17 protein-coding genes and 1 pseudogene are annotated in these 15,133 nt (G+C 72.7%); 9 read left to right on the top strand and 9 right to left on the bottom strand.

Features of this window, described 5'->3' with window-relative positions; translation table 11 throughout:
* Nucleotides 1–101: 101 nt before the first annotated feature.
* The 3 genes from ACWJ6R_RS14890 to ACWJ6R_RS14880 form a co-directional block, all read right to left on the bottom strand.
* Nucleotides 102–575 carry a hemerythrin domain-containing protein gene (locus tag ACWJ6R_RS14890; RefSeq protein ID WP_449062788.1) on the bottom strand — a complete coding sequence of 158 codons (474 nt, stop codon included), beginning with the start codon at nucleotides 573–575 and terminating at the stop codon, nucleotides 102–104.
* A 62-nt stretch (nucleotides 576–637) separates the two neighbouring features.
* A complete protein-coding gene (locus ACWJ6R_RS14885; RefSeq protein ID WP_449062787.1) occupies nucleotides 638–1,819 on the bottom strand; it encodes a zinc-dependent alcohol dehydrogenase in 1,182 nt (393 codons plus the stop codon).
* A gap of 81 nt (nucleotides 1,820–1,900) precedes the next feature.
* The gene (locus tag ACWJ6R_RS14880; RefSeq protein ID WP_449062786.1) at nucleotides 1,901–2,854 is read right to left on the bottom strand and encodes an LLM class F420-dependent oxidoreductase; all 954 of its coding nucleotides are present in this window, start codon (nucleotides 2,852–2,854) and stop codon (nucleotides 1,901–1,903) included.
* 193 nt (nucleotides 2,855–3,047) lie between these two features.
* Between ACWJ6R_RS14880 and ACWJ6R_RS14875 the strand changes: the two genes are divergently transcribed.
* The gene (locus ACWJ6R_RS14875) at nucleotides 3,048–3,419 is read left to right on the top strand and encodes an STAS domain-containing protein (protein WP_449062785.1); all 372 of its coding nucleotides are present in this window, start codon (nucleotides 3,048–3,050) and stop codon (nucleotides 3,417–3,419) included.
* Nucleotides 3,420–3,580: 161 nt separating this feature from the next.
* On the top strand, nucleotides 3,581–4,630 hold the full coding sequence (locus ACWJ6R_RS14870; protein WP_449062784.1) for an NAD-dependent epimerase/dehydratase family protein: 1,050 nt from the start codon (nucleotides 3,581–3,583) through the stop codon (nucleotides 4,628–4,630).
* Nucleotides 4,631–4,779: 149 nt separating this feature from the next.
* Here the strand turns inward: ACWJ6R_RS14870 and ACWJ6R_RS14865 are convergent, their stop codons facing one another.
* Together ACWJ6R_RS14865 and ACWJ6R_RS14860 are read right to left on the bottom strand one after the other, a co-directional pair.
* Entirely contained in the window at nucleotides 4,780–5,229 is a 450-nt protein-coding gene (locus ACWJ6R_RS14865) for a DUF4383 domain-containing protein (RefSeq protein ID WP_449062783.1), read from the bottom strand.
* Between the two features lie 275 nt (nucleotides 5,230–5,504).
* Entirely contained in the window at nucleotides 5,505–6,164 is a 660-nt protein-coding gene (locus ACWJ6R_RS14860; RefSeq protein WP_449062782.1) for a TetR family transcriptional regulator, read from the bottom strand.
* A gap of 172 nt (nucleotides 6,165–6,336) precedes the next feature.
* Between ACWJ6R_RS14860 and ACWJ6R_RS14855 the strand changes: the two genes are divergently transcribed.
* The 4 genes and pseudogenes from ACWJ6R_RS14855 (at nucleotide 6,337) to ACWJ6R_RS14840 (ending at nucleotide 11,042) form a co-directional block, all read left to right on the top strand.
* Complete coding sequence (locus tag ACWJ6R_RS14855; protein WP_449062789.1) at nucleotides 6,337–6,855, top strand: (2Fe-2S)-binding protein; 519 nt, start codon at nucleotides 6,337–6,339, stop codon at nucleotides 6,853–6,855.
* A pseudogene (locus ACWJ6R_RS14850) lies at nucleotides 6,852–7,846 on the top strand (FAD binding domain-containing protein). Before ACWJ6R_RS14855 ends, ACWJ6R_RS14850 begins: the two are co-directional and overlap by 4 nt.
* A complete protein-coding gene (locus tag ACWJ6R_RS14845; protein ID WP_449062781.1) occupies nucleotides 7,843–10,149 on the top strand; it encodes a xanthine dehydrogenase family protein molybdopterin-binding subunit in 2,307 nt (768 codons plus the stop codon). Before ACWJ6R_RS14850 ends, ACWJ6R_RS14845 begins: the two are co-directional and overlap by 4 nt.
* A 5-nt stretch (nucleotides 10,150–10,154) precedes the next feature.
* Nucleotides 10,155–11,042, top strand: a complete 888-nt coding sequence (locus ACWJ6R_RS14840) for a DUF72 domain-containing protein (RefSeq protein WP_449062780.1) — start codon at nucleotides 10,155–10,157, stop codon at nucleotides 11,040–11,042.
* Here ACWJ6R_RS14840 and ACWJ6R_RS14835 read toward each other — a convergent pair.
* Nucleotides 11,039–11,413: a VOC family protein gene (locus ACWJ6R_RS14835; RefSeq protein WP_449062779.1), complete on the bottom strand. Its 375-nt coding sequence runs from the start codon at nucleotides 11,411–11,413 to the stop codon at nucleotides 11,039–11,041. The two genes, ACWJ6R_RS14840 and ACWJ6R_RS14835, sit on opposite strands and share 4 nt — an antisense overlap.
* Nucleotides 11,414–11,647: 234 nt before the next feature.
* Here ACWJ6R_RS14835 and ACWJ6R_RS14830 point away from each other — a divergent pair, with 234 nt between their 5' ends.
* The 3 genes from ACWJ6R_RS14830 (at nucleotide 11,648) to ACWJ6R_RS14820 (ending at nucleotide 13,239) form a co-directional block, all read left to right on the top strand.
* Nucleotides 11,648–12,250 (top strand): LGFP repeat-containing protein, encoded by a 603-nt coding sequence (locus ACWJ6R_RS14830; RefSeq protein WP_449062778.1) that lies wholly within the window; start codon nucleotides 11,648–11,650, stop codon nucleotides 12,248–12,250.
* Nucleotides 12,251–12,311: 61 nt separating this feature from the next.
* Nucleotides 12,312–12,908, top strand: coding sequence for an LGFP repeat-containing protein (locus ACWJ6R_RS14825; RefSeq protein ID WP_449062777.1), 597 nt, complete (start codon nucleotides 12,312–12,314; stop codon nucleotides 12,906–12,908).
* A 52-nt stretch (nucleotides 12,909–12,960) separates the two neighbouring features.
* Entirely contained in the window at nucleotides 12,961–13,239 is a 279-nt protein-coding gene (locus ACWJ6R_RS14820) for a hypothetical protein (RefSeq protein ID WP_449062776.1), read from the top strand.
* A gap of 112 nt (nucleotides 13,240–13,351) precedes the next feature.
* Here ACWJ6R_RS14820 and ACWJ6R_RS14815 read toward each other — a convergent pair whose 3' ends face one another.
* The 3 genes from ACWJ6R_RS14815 to ACWJ6R_RS14805 form a co-directional block, all read right to left on the bottom strand.
* The gene (locus ACWJ6R_RS14815; protein ID WP_449062775.1) at nucleotides 13,352–13,843 is read right to left on the bottom strand and encodes a cupin domain-containing protein; all 492 of its coding nucleotides are present in this window, start codon (nucleotides 13,841–13,843) and stop codon (nucleotides 13,352–13,354) included.
* A 5-nt stretch (nucleotides 13,844–13,848) separates the two neighbouring features.
* Nucleotides 13,849–14,883, bottom strand: coding sequence for a UDP-glucuronic acid decarboxylase family protein (locus ACWJ6R_RS14810; protein ID WP_449062774.1), 1,035 nt, complete (start codon nucleotides 14,881–14,883; stop codon nucleotides 13,849–13,851).
* On the bottom strand, nucleotides 14,880–15,133 hold a 254-nt coding region (locus tag ACWJ6R_RS14805), incomplete at its 5' end, for a glycosyltransferase family 9 protein (RefSeq protein ID WP_449062773.1). The genes ACWJ6R_RS14810 and ACWJ6R_RS14805, both read right to left, overlap by 4 nt.

The following is a 15,133-nucleotide window of genomic DNA, read 5'->3' as shown; positions in this document are numbered from 1 at the left end:
GGTGCGGCCCGCGCCCGCTCCGGACCCGGCGCGCCCCGGTTGCGAGCCCGCTCCCGCGCGCCCCGGCTGCGGCTCTGTCCCTGTGCGCTCCGGCTGCTGGCCTACTTCTGCGCGCTGGAGACGGCCAGCGGCTCACCCGGAGCCTCGGCCCTGGCCCTCTCCATCTTCTCGCCGAGTTCCTGGAGCCTCTTGCGGCCCATCGCCTTGCGCACCTCGGGGAACCACTCGTCCTCCTCCTCCTCGACGTGGTGGCGGACGTTCTCCATGAGGACGGTGACCTTCGCGTCGAACCGCTCGTCCCTCGGGTCCATGTCCTTCAGCTCCGAGAGCATCCAGACCACCACGTGGTGCTCCTCGACGCTCTCCAGGATGTGGTCGGAGGTCTCGGGAACCTCCGCGCGGGCGACCGGGTAGAAGATCTCCTCCTCGATGTAGGCGTGGGTGGTGAGCTCTTCGATGATCTGGTCGACGAGCTTGCGCTTCTCGTCGTAGGCCTCGTCGCCGGCCTTCTCGAACTGCTTGAACAGCTTCTCGACCGTCTTGTGGTCGTCCTTCAGGAGCACGATGGCGTCCACGTTCCGCCTTTCTGCGATGTGATCCCGGAGGGTCTTCCGGGGGGTTTCGGGGACGACGGGGGTCACGGGTTGAGCAGGACCTTGATCGCCCCGTCGCGCTTCTTCTGGAAGATCTCGTAGCCGTGCGGCGCCTCGTCCAGCGGGAGCCGGTGGGTGGCCAGGTCCATGACGCCCAGGGGGTCGGATTCGTCGGTGACCAGCGGCATCAGGTCGTTGGTCCACCGCCGGACGTGGGCCTGGCCCATGCGCATGGTGACGCCCTTGTCGAACATCCTCAGCATCGGCATCGGATCGGCCATGCCGCCGTAGACGCCGCTGACCGAGATCGTGCCGCCGCGCCGTACGGCGTCGACGCACTGGTGCAGGGCGGCCAGGCGGTCCACACCCGCGTTGGTCATCAGCGGCGCGGCGAGCGCGTCGGGCAGCAGGCCGGTGATGGTCTGGGTGAACTTCGCGACGGGCGAGCCGTGGGCCTCCATGCCGACGGCGTCGATCACCGAGTCGGTCCCCCGGCCGCCGGTGAGCTCGCGGACCGCCTCGGGGACGTCGCGGACCGCCGAGGAGTCGATGATCTCGATGCCGTGCCTGCGGGCCATCTCCAGCCGTTCGGGCACGCCGTCGATCCCGATCACCCGGTGGCCCAGGTGCTTGGCGATCCGGGCGCTCATCTGGCCGATGGGGCCCAGGCCGAAGACCGCGACGCTGCCGACGTCGGGGATGTCGGCCCATTCCACGGCCTGCCAGGCGGTGGGCAGCACGTCCGACAGGAAGACGAACCGCTCGTCCGGCGGGCCGTCGGGCACCTTGATCGGCCCGAAGTGGGCCTGCGGCACCCGCAGGTACTCCGCCTGGCCGCCGGGGACCTCGCCGTACAGCCGGGTGTAGCCGAACAGCGCGGCGCCCATGCCGTGGTCGCGGACCTGGGTGGTCTCGCACTGGGCGAAGAGCTTCAGCCCGCACATGTGGCAGCGGCCGCAGGAGATGTTGAACGGGACGACGACCCGGTCCCCGGGTTCGATGTGGGAGACCTCGGAGCCGACCTCCTCGACGATGCCCATGGCCTCGTGGCCGAGGACGTCCCCGTCGCCGATGAACGGGCCCATGAGCTCGTACAAGTGCAGGTCGGAGCCGCAGATGGCGGTGGTGGTGACCTTGATGATCGCGTCGGTCGGCTCCTTGATGATCGGGTCGGCGACCTCCTTGACCCGTATGTCGCGCTTGCCGTGCCAGGTGACGGCCTTCATGGTCTGCCTCCTATCCGGATTCGACGGGACCGCTCCGGCGGTCCCGCCCGGACGGCCCGCGCGGCCGCCCGGGGTGGGCGGTCAGCGCAGCCGCGGCAGGACCTCCTTGGCGTAGAAGTCGAAGAACGCCTCCTGCTCGTCGCCGATCTGGTTGACGTAGACCTCGTCGAAACCCGCGTCGACGTACTCCCGGAGCGCCTCGAGGTGGACCTCGGGGTCCGGGCCGCACGGCGAGCCCTTGCTCGCCTCCTCCTCGGTGACCATCTGCGCGAGCTGCTCGAAGTGCCGGGGGAGCGGAAGCAGCTGGGAGGCCTCGCCCTGGATGCCCTGGGTCGGCCAGAGCCGGTGCACGGTCTTGCGCGCCGTGGCCTCGTCGGCGGCGTGGCAGACCTTCAGCCCGCCCTGGACGGGCTTGCCCTGGCCGCCGGAGGCGTGGAACCGCTGCACGAACTCCGCCGACGGGCCGGTGCAGATGTAGCCGTCGGCGATGCGCCCGGCCAGCTCCACCGACTTCTCCCCGAACCCGGACATGTAGATCGGCGGCGGCGAGTCGGGCAGCGTGTACAGGCGGGCGGTGTCCACGTCGTAGTGGGTGCCGCGGTGCGTCACCAGTTTGCCGCTCCACAGCTCCCGCATGATCTCGACCGCCTCCTCGAGCATCTCCAGCCGCTCCTCGGCGGGGGGCCACCGCGAGTCGACGATGTGCTCGTTGAGCGCCTCTCCGGTCCCGACGCCGAGCCGGAACCGGCCGCCGGTCAGCACGGCGCTGGTGGCGGCGGCCTGGGCGATGATCGCCGGATGGATGCGGACCAGCGGGCAGGTCACCGCGGTGGTGATCGGCAGCGAGGTCGCCTCGGCGATCGCGCCGATCACCGACCAGACGAACGGGCTCTGCCCCTGCTCGTCCAGCCAGGGGTGGAAGTGGTCGGAGATCCACAGGGCCTCGAACCCCGCCCGCTCGGCGAGCCTGGCCTGCCGTACCAGTTCCCGGGGGTCGTGCTCCTCGCTTGACAGGAAATATCCGAATGTCGTCATGTACCGCCTCCTCCACGGGGTGAGCTGCACGGACCTCTCTCCATACCCGTGCGGAGGAGGTCAAACGGAAGAGGGGAGCACGCCTCCTTGTGCCTTTCGCCCCGCAGGGGTGACACTGGGAGGACCAGGCGCACAAGCGGTCCGGGAGACGTCGGGACCGCTGTGACCGTGTCGCTTGCTCTGGAGCCTCCATATGCCATTGCAGATCAGCGGGGAGCGCCGTCGGGCCTTCACCGTCATCCGGATCGTGGGTGAGGTCGACAAGACCGAGGAGCCCCGGCTCCGCGAGAAGATCGACGAAGCGCTCGCGTCCGGGAGTCCCCGGCTGCTCTTCGACCTGTCGTCCATGAACTTCATCGACTCCTGCGGCCTGCGCCTCCTCGTCCAGGCCTCCAGCAGGGCCCACCGGTGCGGCGGCACCTGCGCCCTGTGCTGCCTCAAGCCCTCGACCCGGCGTCTGATGAGGCTGACCGGCCTCGACGCCGCCTTCGACGTGTACCCCACTCTCGGTGACGCACTCGCCGAGGCCCGGCCGGAGAGCCCGGCCACGGTGCGGCTCCCCTGACATCACCCCCTGACGTCGGCCTCTCTGAGGTCGCACCGGCTCCCGTGACGTCCCGGACGCGCCCGGCGGGCGGAGGCCCCGGACCGGCCCCCGGTCGGCCACCCCCTCCGGGCATCCGGGAGATACCGGTTTGACCACCCCGCTCCGGGCATCTGGGGGATATGCGGGTAATCGTCATCGGCGCGACCGGGAACGTGGGCACGAGCGTGGTGTCCGCCCTGGCCGCCGACAGCAGCGTCACATCCATCCTCGGGCTGGCCCGCCGCCTGCCCGACTGGCAGCCGGAGAAGACCGAGTGGCGGACGGTGGACATCTCCGCCGGTGATCTCGCGCCGCACCTCGCGGGCGCGGACGCGGTCGTCCACCTGGCCTGGCTGTTCCAGCCGACACGCCGCCCGGTGACCACCTGGCGCAACAACGCGCTGGGCGGCATCCGCGTCTTCGAGGCGGTGGCCCGGGCGAAGGTGCCCGTGCTGGTCCACGCCTCCTCGGTGGGCGCCTACTCCCCCGGCCCGAAGGACCGCCCGGTCACCGAGGACTGGCCCACCCACGGCTGGCCCGGCGCCGCCTACGGACGGGAGAAGGCCTACCTGGAGCGGGCGCTCGACGCGTTCGAGCGCGAGCACCCGGACATCCGGGTGGTACGGCTCCGCCCCGGTTTCGTCTTCAAGCGGGAGTCGGCGACCGAGCAGCGGCGGCTGTTCGCCGGCCCGTTCCTCCCCCACCGGCTCGTACGGCCCGGCCTCATCCCCTTCGTCCCCGACCTGCCCGAGCTCAGGTTCCAGGCGCTGCACGCCGAGGACATGGGCGAGGCCTACCGCCTGGCGGTCGTCAGGGAGGTGTCGGGCGCCTTCAACATCGCCGCCGATCCGGTGATCGACTCCGCGGTGCTGGCCGAGGTGCTCGGCGCCCGGCGGGTGCCCGTCCCCGGCTGGATACTGCGCGGCGCCGCCTCCGCCGCCTGGCACCTGCGCCTGGTGCCCGCCTCGCCGGACCTGCTCGACATGCTGTTCACCGTACCGATCATGGATGTCACCCGCGCCCGCACCGAGCTGGGCTGGACCCCCCGGCACTCCTCGGTGGACGCGCTGCGCGCGGTGCTGGAGGGGCTGCGCACCGCGTCGGGCATGGAAACGCCGCCCCTGTCGCCGAAGACCGGCGGGCCGGCCCGGACCGGAGAGTTGGCGACCGGGATCGGTACCCGGCCGTAGGGGGTCCGGCGCCGGAGGAGTCCGGCCGGGATCGCCACCCGGCCGGGCCCGGTGCGGACACGGGAACGGCCGCCCACCGTGCGGGCGGCCGTTCTCCTCGTCGGTCCCGCCTGAACCCCGGCGGAGCTCCGCCGGGGCTCCCCGGGCGATCAGACCCGCGAGGTGGCGCGGCGGCGGCTGAGCGCGACGCCCAGGCCGATCATGCCGAGGCCGAGGAAGAAGTGGAGCCAGTTGTCCGCGGTGTTGAGCGGGACGAAGTTGGCCGAGCTGTCGTGCGGGATCAGCAGGCCGTACAGCCACAGCAGCAGGTAGACGGCCCCGCCGCCGACCAGGAAGTTGCGCGCCCCGGACCAGGTCCGGGAGAGCGCCAGGCCCGCCACACCGAACAGCAGGTGCACGAGGTTGTGGAGAATGGATACTTCGAAGACTCCCAGGAGCATGGCGTCGGAGTGGTGCCCGGCGAACTGGAGCTGGTCGACGTTGCTGGTGATGCCGGGGATGAAGCCCAGCACGCCGACGAGGAGGAACACGATTCCGACGACCCGCGCGGCGAGCTGCAGCGGCGAGCGGTCGGTTGCGTGCGTGTGCGGTGCGTCCATGACGTCTCCCACAGGTGTGATCGGGACTGGTGCCCGCTTCTGCTACCCGTCCGGCGGACGTCTAGTCACCCGCGGTGGGAACACCGGTCACGATGACGGCACGGCGCCGCACCGGGACCGGCGGGTCACCGGCGTCCCCGCGGCCACCCTCGCACCGGGACCGGTTCCCCGGCGTCCCGGGCACCGCGTGCGGCCGGCAGATCACCGGGAGTCCCACCGCCGCCGCGTCACGACCGGCGGATCACCGGGAGCCCCACCACCGCGTCACCGCCGCGTCACGGCCGGCGGATCGCCGGGAGCCCCGCGACGAGCGCCGTGATCAGCCGCTTCATCGTCGGCAGGAACGACGGGCAGGCCGCGGCGATGTCCGGGTCCTGCCGGTAGAGCTCGACCAGCACGGGCGCCGGGTTGGCCGCCGGGTAGAGCGTTCCCGCGAATCCGGCGGCCGCCCCGACCACCTCGAGCCCCTCGCCCGGGGTCAGGACCGGGTGCGCCCGCGCGACCTGCTCGCCGAGTTCGGCCACGACGCCCAGCACGGTCCGCTTGAAGACGCGGGCGGCCGGGACGGAGACGTTGTGCTCCAGGCTGGTCGAGACGTTGCCGAGCAGGTCGCACAGGAGCGGCCGCTCGGCGAGCGTCTCGGCCAGCGCGTCGATCACGGCCTCCGGCCCGGCGGCGTCCCGCAGCCGGGCGGTGACCGCCTCCGCCCAGTCCAGCCAGCCCTCGGCGGCCAGTTCGAGGTAGATCTCCTCGCGGGTGCCGAAGTAGCGCACCACGTTGGACTTGGCCAGGCCCACGGCCGCCGCCACCCCGCCCAGGCTGACGTCGCGCACGCCGGAGCGGAGGGCGAGCTCGCGGGCGGCGGCGAGGATCGCCTCGCGCCGCTGCTGCTTGTGCTCCGGCCGCCTGGCCCGGACGAACGCCGGTCGTGTCATGTCCCGGCAAGCATACGACGGAGATAAAAGAACGTCGTTCTCTTGTTAAGAGTACGCCGTCCTGTTAGCGTCGGCCGCAACGGACGGACCCGCCGCCCCGGCGGGCGCCCCCGCGCCTCCCCCAGGGGACGGGCGGCGGCTCCGCCGACCGGCTCACGAACGGAGGGTGCACGTGGTCGAGGTGCGGTTGCGGGTGAACGGCGCCGAGGCGTCACTCGATCTCCCACCCCAGGTCAGCCTGCTCGACGCGCTGCGTGAGCGCCTCGGCCTGACCGGCACGAAGAAGGGCTGCGACCAGGGGGCCTGCGGCGCCTGCACGGTCCTGGCCGACGGCGAGCGGATCAACTCCTGCCTGGCCCTGGCCGTGCAGTACGCCGGCCGCGAGATCGCCACGATCGAGGGCGTCGCCGGCGACGGGCCGGGGCACCCGCTCCAGGAGGCCTTCGTCCGCAACGACGGCCTGCAGTGCGGCTACTGCACCTCCGGCCAGATCTGCTCGGCGCTCGGGATGCTGGCCGAGCACCGCGCCGGGATGCCCAGCGCCGTCACCGAGCACCTCTGCGCGGACGGCGCCGAGCTGTCCGACGAGGAGATCAGGGAGCGGATGAGCGGCAACCTGTGCCGGTGCGGCGCCTACAACGGCATCGTCGACGCCATCCGGGAGTTCGCCGCGGCGGAGGCGGAGCGATGAGGCCGTTCTCGTACGTGAACGCCCCCGACGTCGCGACGGCGATCCGCGCGGTCGCCGGCGACCCGGGCGCGAAGTTCCTCGGCGGCGGGACGAACCTCGTCGACCTGATGCGCGCCGGGATCGAGCAGCCGGACACGGTCGTCGACATCACCTCCCTGCCCCTGGCCGAGGTCGAGGAGCGGCCGGACGGCGGCGTGCGGATCGGCGCCCTGGTCCGCAACGGCCGCCTGGCGGCGCACCCGCTGATCCGGGCCCGCTACCCGGTGCTGTCCCAGGCGATCCTCGCCGGGGCCTCGGCGCAGCTGCGGAACATGGCGACGGTCGGCGGGAACCTGCTCCAGCGCACCCGCTGCCCCTACTTCTACGACCGCGCGCCGCCTGCAACAAGCGCGAGCCCGGCAGCGGGTGCGACGCGATCGGCGGACTCAACCGCGGCCACGCCGTCCTCGGGGTGAGCGGCGCCTGCGTCGCGGCGCACCCCTCGGACATGTGCGTCGCGCTGGCCGCGCTCGACGCCGTGGTGGAGGTGGAGGGCGCGCACGGCGTCCGGCGCGTCCCCCTGACCTCCTTCCACCGGCCGCCCGGCGAGACCCCGCACGTCGAGACCGGACTGTCCCCCGGCGAGCTCGTCACCGCGGTCGAGCTGCCGCCCTCGCCGATCGCGGCGAACTCCCGCTACCGCAAGGTCCGCGACCGGGCGTCGTACGCGTTCGCGCTGGTCTCCGTCGCCGCCGCGCTGGAGGTCCGCGACGGTACGGTGACCGACGTCCGGCTGGCCCTCGGCGGCGTCGCCACCACGCCGTGGCGGGCCCGGCGGGCCGAACTCGCCCTGCTCGGGGCGCCCGCCACCGAGGAGTCGTTCCGGCGGGCGGCCGAGGCCGAACTCGCCTCCGCCACCGGCCTGCCGGGGAACGCCTTCAAGATCGAGCTGGCCCGGCGGGCCGTCACGGCGACGCTGCGGCGGCTGCTCACCGAGGGGAGCCCGGCATGACCTCCGCCCCCACGCGACCCCCGTCCCCGGTGGAGGCGGCGACCGGCCGCAGCGTCGGCAGGCCGCTCGACCGGGTCGACGGGAAGGCCAAGACGACCGGCGCGGCCCGCTACGCGGCCGAGCACCCGCATCCCGGCCTGGCGCACGCCGCGCTGGTGCACGCGGCGGTCACCCGCGGCCGGATCACCGGCATCGACGCGGCCGGGGCCGAGGCCGTCCCGGGCGTGCTGGCCGTCATCACGCACGAGAACGCCCCGCCGATGAAGCCGGCGCCCCCGGTGAGCGTGCTGAACCTGAGCAGCCTCGCCTCCGGGTCGAGCGTCGACTACCTCGGCACCGACGAGGTGCACTGGAACGGCCAGCCCGTCGCGGTCGTCGTCGCCGAGACGCCGGAAGCCGCCCGGCACGCCGCCGGCCTGGTCCGGGTCTCCTACCGGGAACTGCCCGCCGCCGTGGACTTCGCCGCCGAGGAGGGCAACGCCGTACCGCAGAAGAGCAACGCGATGCAGTCCGGCGGCGCCCGCAAGGGGGACGCCGAGGCCGCGCTCGCCGCCGCGCCCGTCTCGGTGGACCTGCGCTTCACCACACCGCCGTACCACCACAACGCGATCGAACCGCACGCCACGACGGCGGTGTGGGACGGCGACCGGCTGACCGTCCACGAGGGCACCCAGAACATCGCCTGGGTCCGCGACCACCTGGCCCTGCGGTTCGGCGTCCCGGCGCGGAACGTGCGGGTGGTCGCGCCGTACGTCGGCGGCGCGTTCGGCGGCAAGACCATGGTCTGGGCCGGCACCCTGCTGACGGTGCTGGCTGCGCGGGTGACCGGCAGGCCGGTGCGGATGGCGCTCACCCGGGAGGGCGTCTACCGCACGGTCGGCGGGCGCACCCCCTCGGCGCAGCGGGTGGCGCTGGGCGCCCGCGCGGACGGGCGGCTGACCGCGCTGGTCCACACCAGCGTGACGCAGACCGGCCGGACCGGCGGCATGCCCGAGCAGGTGACCTCCCAGTCGCGGCACCTCTACGCCGCGGAGAACATCCTGCTCCGGCAGCACCTGGTCGAGCTGGACGCGGTGCCGAACACGCCCATGCGCGCGCCCGGCGAGTCGATCGGGACCTTCGCGCTGGAGTCGGCCGTCGACGAGCTCGCCTGCGCGCTCGGCCTCGACCCGATCGAGCTGCGGATGCGCAACGAGCCGGAGCGCAACCCGATCGACGGCAAGCGGTTCGCGCACCGGATGCTGCGCGAGGCCTACGCGCTCGGCGCGGAGCGGTTCGGCTGGTCCGGCCGGACGCCGGAACCGGGCTCGATGCGCGACGGCGGGTGGCTCGTCGGCATGGGCGTCGCCTCCGCCTACCACCCGTCGTGGCAGATGCCCGCCAACGTCACGGTCAGGCTCTCGGCCGGCGGCTCCGTCGTGGTGCGCTGCGGCTTCCACGAGATGGGCATGGGCGGGGCCACCGCGCAGGCGCAGATCGCCGCCGACGCCCTCGGCGTGCCGTTCGAGGCCGTGCGGGTGGAGTACGGCGACTCGGCCCTGCCCAGCGGGCCCGGCGCCGGCGGCTCCGCGCAGACCGCGAGCGTGGCCGCGAGCCTGCTGGCCGCGTGCGAGAAGCTGAAGGGCTCGCTGCTCGCCCTGGCCCGGCGCTCGGACGGCTCCCCGCTGCGCGGCCGGCGGCTGGACGACCTGGAGGCCCGCGACGGCGGGCTCTGGGCCGGGCCCGCGGGACCCGGTGAGACCTACGCGGCGATCCTGACCCGGGCGGGCCGGGACTCCGCCGAGGCCGCCGTCGGGTCCGACACCCGCGTCGGGAAGGTCACCGGGCAGCTCCGGTTCATGTCGAAGCTCCTGCGCGACCGGCGGCGCTGGGTGAAGGCCGCGTGCGGGGCGCACTTCTGCGAGGTGCGGGTCGACCCGGAGACCGGGGAGGTCCGGGTCTCCCGCTGGCTCGGCGTCTTCGACGTGGGCAGGGTGGTCAACGCGAAGATGGTGGCCAGTCAGCTCCGCGGCGGCATCGTGATGGGGATCGGCATGGCCCTGTCGGAGGAGACGCTCGTCGACCCGCGCAACGGGCGGATCATGAATCCCGGCCTGGCCGACTACCACGTCCCGGTCCACGCCGACGTCCCGCCCATCGACGTGCACTGCCTGGACGTGCCCGACCCGACCATGCCCCTGGGCCTGATCGGCGTGGGCGAGGTGAGCATCACCGGCGTCGCCGCCGCGATCGCCAACGCCGTCCGCCACGCGACCGGCAGGCGCGTGCGCGACCTGCCCGTCACCCCGGACAGGCTACTGTGACGGCGGTGGGGAACATCCTCGTCGGCACGGCCTCGTGGACCGACAGGTCGCTGCTCGACTCGGGCTGGTATCCGGACGGGGTGTCGACGCCCGCCGAGCGGCTCGCCTACTACGCGGCGCGGTTCCCGCTGGTGGAGGTGGACGCCACCTATTACCATCCGCCGTCGGTCAAGACGGCAGAAGCCTGGCGGGACCGCACGCCGCCGGGGTTCACCTTCAACGTCAAGGCGTTCTCCCTGCTGACCGGGCACCCCACCCGGGCGCGCTCGCTCTACAAGGACCTCCGGCTGCGGCTCGGCGACCCGGACGGCACCGTCTACCTGCGCGACGTCGGCCCCGAGATCACCGAGGAGGTGTGGTCGCGCTTCCTCGGCGCGCTCGCGCCGCTGCACGAGGCGGGCAAGCTGGGCGCCGTCCTGCTGCAGTTCCCGCCGTGGTTCCCGGCCGGCGAGGGCAACCGGCGCCGCGTGCTGGAATGCGTACGGCGCTGCGCCCCGCTGCGCGCGTGCGTGGAGTTCCGCAACCGCACCTGGATGGAGGAGGACGAGCGCGAGGCGACCCTCGGCTTCCTGGCCGAGCACGGCATCCCGTACGTCGGCGTCGACATGCCGCAGGGCCACCCCTCGTCGATCCCGCCGGTCCTGGCCGCCACCGCCGCCGATCTGGCCGTGGTCCGCTTCCACGGCCACTCGGAGAAGTGGACCAGCAAGAAGATCGAAGAACGCTTCGCCTACCTCTACTCCGAGGCCGAGCTGGAGCACTGGGCGGCCCGGCTCCGGGAGTTCTCCGGTCAGGCCGGGACCCTCCACGTCCTGATGAACAACTGCTGCCGCGACAACGCCCAGCGCAACGCCGCCCGCCTCACCGACCTGCTCCGGACCCGGCGGGATTAGAGGCCGCGCTCGGCCGCGCTCCGCTCGACGCAGAACTCGTTGCCCTCGGGGTCGAGCAACGTGACCCAGCCCAGCCCTTCGGGGGTGCGGTGGTCCTCGTGCAGCTCGGCCCCCAGGGCGAGGAGGCGCTCGACCTCCTCGTCGCGGGTCCGCTCGGTGGGCATCCAGTCGAAGTGGATCCGGTTCTTCACCGTCTTGCCCTCGGGCACCCGGATGAACAGCATTCCGGGCGCGGGCGCCGGGGCCTCGACGAGGGCCTCGGGGTCGCCCGGCTCGTCCTCCTCGGACATCGGCCACCCGGTCGCGGCGCTCCAGAACGTCGCGAGCCCGTAGGGATCGGCGCAGTCGATCGTCACATGGCGAAGGATCATGGAACACACCCTAACCGAGCCGCTCCGGCGTGATCCCGGCTCGCGGTGGCGGCGTACGGCGGGCGCCCGATCCCCTTCCCCTGGAATCCCGAGACCGGACCTCCAGGGAAAGGGGATTGATATGTCGGAAATGTTCTTCCAGTAAGCCGCCCTCAAGGCGCGGCAGTCCGGGTGAAAGCGGCCCGCCGTACACATGAGTCGTCACCGCGAACCGCCACCGGAAGGACCACTCCGATGAGCCGCACCTCCCGCTCCCTCCTCGGCCTCGCCGCGGCCGCCGTGACGGCCGCCGCCGTGATCGCGCCCGTCACCGCCGCGCAGGCCGCCACCGCCCGCACCGCCTGCGACGCCTCCCTCGTCGCTCCTCCGGGGAGCCTCATCGGCGGCCTGTGGCGCTCCAACGGCGGCCAGAGCAGCGTCTACGGCTGCCCCGTCACCAAGGAGTACGGCTACGCCGACAAGCAGGGCTCCTGGCAGCGCTTCCGCAACGGCAAGATCGTCTGGTCCCCGAACCTCGGCGGCGGCGCCCTCGTCCGCGTCTACGGCAAGGGGCAGAACATCGTCTTCAAGTGGAGCGGTCTGGGCCGCGACTGGGACTTCTTCAACGTCCGCTGGAGCAAGGACGGCGGCCGGGCCACCCAGGTCCAGGTCCGCAGGCTGACCCCGTGGAGCGGCCAGTACGTGATGTCCCCCTACGTCAAGGACGGCATCGGCACGACGACCAACGGCCACGAGGTGAACCGGTTCGCCTTCGTCGTCCAGGGCTGCGACCGCGGCGTCTTCGGCTCCGACTGCGGCCCGTGGAGCATCCCCACCTCCATCAGCCTCGCCCACTGACCCCGCCTCCGTCAGACCCGCCCACCGGCCTCGCCCCCGGCAGTCCTGGAAAGGACCCCCGATGCGCACCACCCGCCCTCTGTTCGCCGCCGCCGCGGCGGCGGGCCTCCTCCTGGCCCCCGCCACCGCCGCGCAGGCCGCCACCGCCCGCACCGCCTGCGACGCCTCCCTCGTCGCTCCTCCGGGGAGCCTCATCGGCGGCCTGTGGCGCTCCAACGGCGGCCAGAGCAGCGTCTACGGCTGCCCCGTCACCAAGGAGTACGGCTACGCCGACAAGCAGGGCTCCTGGCAGCGCTTCCGCAACGGCAAGATCGTCTGGTCCCCGAACCTCGGCGGCGGCGCCCTCGTCCGCGTCTACGAGTCGGGAAGCAGGATCACCTTCAGGTGGAGCGGCCTGGGCCGCGACTGGGACTTCTTCAACGTCCGCTGGAGCAAGGACGCCCACCTGGGCAACCGGACCCACCAGGTGAAGGTCGCCCGGCTGACCCCGTGGAGCGGAGCCCTGTCCCTGCCCAAGAACGTGGCCGTCGACTACGACGACACCGTCAGCCACGGCAGGGCGACGGACAGGTGGGCCTTCGTCGTGCAGGGCTGCGACCGCGGCACCTTCGGCTCCGACTGCGGCCCGTGGAGCATCACCAACGCCTACGTCGACTGACGCCTCTCCCGACCTGCCTGGACGTCACCGGGTGCTGTGCGACAATCGCCGCATGCCACGCTTCCAGCGCCTCACCGTCGAGGAGGCACGAACGCTGAGCCGGAGCCAGCTCCTCCCCCGGGTCGAGGAGGAGCAGAAGTACTGGTACCGGCGGATGAACAGCGGCGAGATCCGCGTCGGCGACGACGAGGCGTTCAAGACCTTCAACCGGATCATGCACCTCGTCATCGCCCCCGGCCGTCCCTTCCCCGGCGGGCAGGCGCTCCTCGACGGCGACGACCCCGACCGGGACTACTGGACGAGACCGCTCGGCGAGCTCGGCGACCTCTGACCCGGACGCTTCGGACGAGACCCGCCGACGCGGCGCGGAGGCAGGGCCGGGGAACCGAGAGCAGGGCCCCTGGCCCGACGGCGGTTCCCCTCGTCCGTCTGGTGAACCGCTGTCAGACCCAGTAGGTGTCGTGCCGGATGAAGAACTCCGTCATCTCCTCCTCGCTGGGCCGGCCTGAGACGGCGAACTCCGCGAGTCCCTCGAAATAGCCCTCCCTCGGAGCTCCGGGCGCGAAGTGCAGGAGCATCGAGGCCGGCTCGCCCGACTCGTTGCGGAAGGCGTGCACGCCGCCTTCGGGGACGTGCACGTAGTCCCCGGGAGCCGTGTCGATCCAGCGGGTGCCGTCGAAGATCCGCACCGTCCCGGAGAGGATGTAGAACGACTCGGAGATCGACCGGTGGAAGTGCGCGCTCGGCCCCGACGGGTTCGGGCCCATGTCCCACCGGTAGAGGCCGAACTTCCCGCCCGTGGAGGCCCCCGTCGCCAGGTAGTGCACCGTGGTGCCCCCGTTGGGATAGGTCAGCTCGGGCTCGTGGCCGGCGGGCCGGAAGGTCGCGTTGACCTCGCCCTCGTCACCGAGATACAGCGGATCCGGATATGTCATGATCTTTAATTTACCGGGGCGTCCCGGCGCCGGACCGCCGGTTCGGGCTCGGGCTCGGGCTCGCGGAGCTCCTCGGTGAACCAGGCGATGGTACGGCGCAGCCCGTCCAGCACGTCCACCTCCGGCCGCCAGCCCAGCCGGGACTCGGCCAGCGAGGTGTCGGGCCGCCGGACGGCCGGGTCGTCGGCGGGCCGTTCGACGAACTCGATCGGCGAGGACGAGCCGGTCAGGTCGCGGATCGTCCCGGCGAGGGCGAGCATGGTCAGCTCCGCCGGGTTGCCGATGTTGACCGGGCCGGCGAAGCCGCTCTCCGCCAGGGCGAGGACGCCCTCGACCGTGTCGGTGACGTAGCAGACGGAGCGGGTCTGGCCGCCGTCGCCGGCCACCGTGATCGGCTCCCCGGACAGCGCCTGGCGGATGAAGGTGGGGATGGCGCGGCCGTCGTGCGGGCGCATCCGCGGCCCGTAGGTGTTGAAGATCCGCACGATCGCGGTGTCCGTCCCGTGCGAGTTGCGGTAGGCCGTGGTCAGCGACTCGGCGAAGCGCTTGGCCTCGTCGTAGACGCTGCGCGGCCCGACCGGGTTGACGTTGCCCCAGTAGTCCTCCCGCTGCGGGTGCTCCAGCGGGTCGCCGTACACCTCGCTGGTGGAGGCGAGCACGAAGCGGGCGCCCTTGTCCTTGGCGAGGCCGAGGGCGTGCAGGGTGCCGAGGCTGCCGACTTTGAGCGTCTCGATGGGGTGGCGCAGGTAGTCCACCGGGGAGGCGGCCGAGGCGAAGTGGAGCACGAGGTCGACGTCGCCGGGCACGTGCACGAAGCCGGTGAGGTCGCACTCGACGAGCCGGAACTCCGGCCGGCCCATCAGATGGGCGACGTTGTCCGGCGAGCCGGTCAGGAAGTTGTCCATGCAGATCACCTCCGTCCCCCGCTCGATCAGCCGCTCGCACAGGTAGGAGCCGAGGAAGCCGGCCCCGCCGGTCACCACGGCGCGGCGGGCGCCCCGCGGGGCCCCGTCGTCTCGCCGGTGGGTCGGAAGACTCATCGGACGGTCACCTCCAGTCGGTCGAGTGCGGCGTCGAGGACCTGCGGGACCTCGATCCGCAGCAGCCCGGGATCGGGCCGCTCTCCATGGGGGTCTCCGCGCGACCCGGCCCACAGCGCGGTGTGCGGCCCGCCGGGCGGCGGTCCCCACAGGGCGGGCGGGACGGGTCCGAACAGCACCACGGACGGGGTGGCGAACGCGCTCGCCAGGTGGGGCCACGCCGGTGTCGCCGCAGACGACCAGGCGGGCG

The organism is Planomonospora algeriensis (genome assembly GCF_977012225.1).
Note: the sequence above shows the minus strand (reverse complement) of the source record. Positions and strands in the feature narration are given on the sequence as shown.